At 73.0% G+C, this 2,096-nt stretch carries 2 protein-coding genes; both read left to right on the forward strand.

Going from position 1 to position 2,096, the window contains the following annotated elements; genetic code table 11:
- Window positions 1–93: 93 nt before the first annotated feature.
- Window positions 94–582 carry a hypothetical protein gene (locus tag ACZ3TS_RS42810; protein WP_467628626.1) on the forward strand — a complete coding sequence of 163 codons (489 nt, stop codon included), beginning with the start codon at window positions 94–96 and terminating at the stop codon, window positions 580–582.
- Window positions 583–656: 74 nt separating this feature from the next.
- On the forward strand, window positions 657–2,096 hold a 1,440-nt coding region (locus ACZ3TS_RS42815; protein WP_467628629.1), incomplete at its 3' end, for an ISKra4 family transposase.

Raw genomic sequence — 2,096 nt, forward strand, 5'->3', positions numbered from 1 at the left:
GGGTGCGTTTCTCCTGAGGTGACGGGCGTGTCTGTCGGTGCCGCTGGTTCGTTGCCGTGGCGGAGTGATGGTGCTGGTCGGTGAGGTGGGCTGGTGGGCTGTGAAGCGGTAGAGCGGGCGCTGGAGGAGCATGTGGCGGCCTGCCGGAGCGAGGTGGAGCGGCTGCGGGGCGAGGCGGAGCGGATCGGGAAGCTGCTGGCGGACGCGGAGCGTGGGCTGGAGCGGTTGCTGACGGCCCGACAGGTGCTCGCCGAGCTGCCTGGCGTGCACCCGCCGACCGTGCAGGTGAAGCTTCCCGCCCCGCGACGCGACGAGCCGACGTCGGCACCCGGTTGCGGTGCTGCGCGTCGGACGGCCGAACGCGAGGCGTTCACCGCCGTGATGCTGGACGTGCTGGCCGCGAGCCGCTCCGCTATGCGCTGCAAGGACATCGTGGCCGCCTTGGGCGGGGACGCGTCGGTGCCGCGGGAGGCGGAGAAGGTCCGCCACCACCTCAAGCGGGAGAAGCAGGCCGGACGGGTGCTCGAGCGCGAGCCCGGGCTGTTCACCCTCGCGCGTGGCGTCGTCGTGGTGGACGGGTGAACTGACCAACGACAAAAGGGCCTTCCCCGGTTGGCGAGGTGATCGAAGCCATCGACCAACAGGAGAAAGACCCGGTGGAACCCTATCCGCCCGCCGTCGTCGTCGGCGGCGACACGCCCGCCGCGCGACCGAATCGCGAACCGGCCGACGCCCACGCCGCGTTCGCCCGCGCGCGGGCCCTGCTTCAGAGGATGACCGCCCGACTGGGCTCGGCCGAACTGCTCGAGGCGACGCACGACCAGGTGGAGGACTACCTCACCAGCGCCGGGCGGGAACTTACGCGGCAGATGCTGCAAGACCACCTCGACCTGCGCGCCGCCACCGAGGAACGTGCCGAAGCGGTGACCGGGACGGACGGCGTCGCCCGACGCCGCGCCGAGAAGGGACGCCGCCGCCAACTGGCCACCATGGTGGGCCGGGTGGAGGTGTCCCGGATCGCCTACCGGGCCCCGGCCGTGCCCGCCCTGCACCCCGCCGACGCCACACTCGCGCTGCCCGAGGCGCTGTACTCCCATCCGCTGCGCCGCCAGGTGGTGCACGAGGTGACGGCCGGCTCGCTGCGCTCGGCCCGCGAGGCCCTGATCCGCGCCACCGGCCAGCATCTGGGCACCCGCCAGTTGATGGAGATCACCACCGAAGCGGCCCGCGACGTCGCCGCGTTCTACGCGCTGAGCACCCACCACGCCACCGTCGAACTGCCCGGCCAAGCAGAGGAGTTGCTCGTGTTGAGCGTGGACGCGACCGGGGTCAGCATGATCCCCGCCGACCTGCGCGAGGGCACGCGCGCCGCCGGCGCCGCCCGCGCCGCCGAGGCGGCCCCGCCCTCCGCCCAGCTCTCCGCCCGGGACAAGCCGGGACGCCGCCGGATGGCCACCGTCACCGCCGCCTTCGACGCCCGCCCCGCCCCCCGCACCCCCGCCGACATCCTCCCCAGCACCGCCGAAGAGCGCGCCGAACGCCGCCGCGGTCCCCGCACCGGCGGCCGGGTCGTCCACGCCTCCCTCACCCACACGCCCACCGAGATGATCCACGACCTATTCGACCAGGCAAGCGCCCGCGACCCGCAGCATCGCCGCCGCTGGATCGCCCTGGTCGACGGCAACAACCACCAGATCGACCGCATCCGCGCCGAGGCCGCCGCCCGCGCCGTGGACGTCACCATCGTCATCGACATCGTCCACGTCATCGAATACTGCTGGCGCGCCGCCGAGGACCTACACCGCACCCACAACGCCCGCGCGCTATGGGTACAGGACGCGGTCCGGCAGATCCTGGAAGGCCACTCCGCCCGCGTCGTCGCCGACCTGCGCGCCCACCTGGCCGCCCACACCGCCCACGGCACCCGCCCCACCACCGGCATCGCCCGCACCCTGGCCTACCTGGATGCCAAACAGCCCTACCTCGCCTACCACATCGCCCTCACCCTCGGCTGGCCGATCGCCACCGGAGTCATCGAGGGCAGCTGCCGCTTCCTCGTGAAAGATCGCCTTGACGTGACCGGGGCACGATGGAGC

This window comes from Streptomyces sp. NPDC022910 (assembly GCF_055561075.1).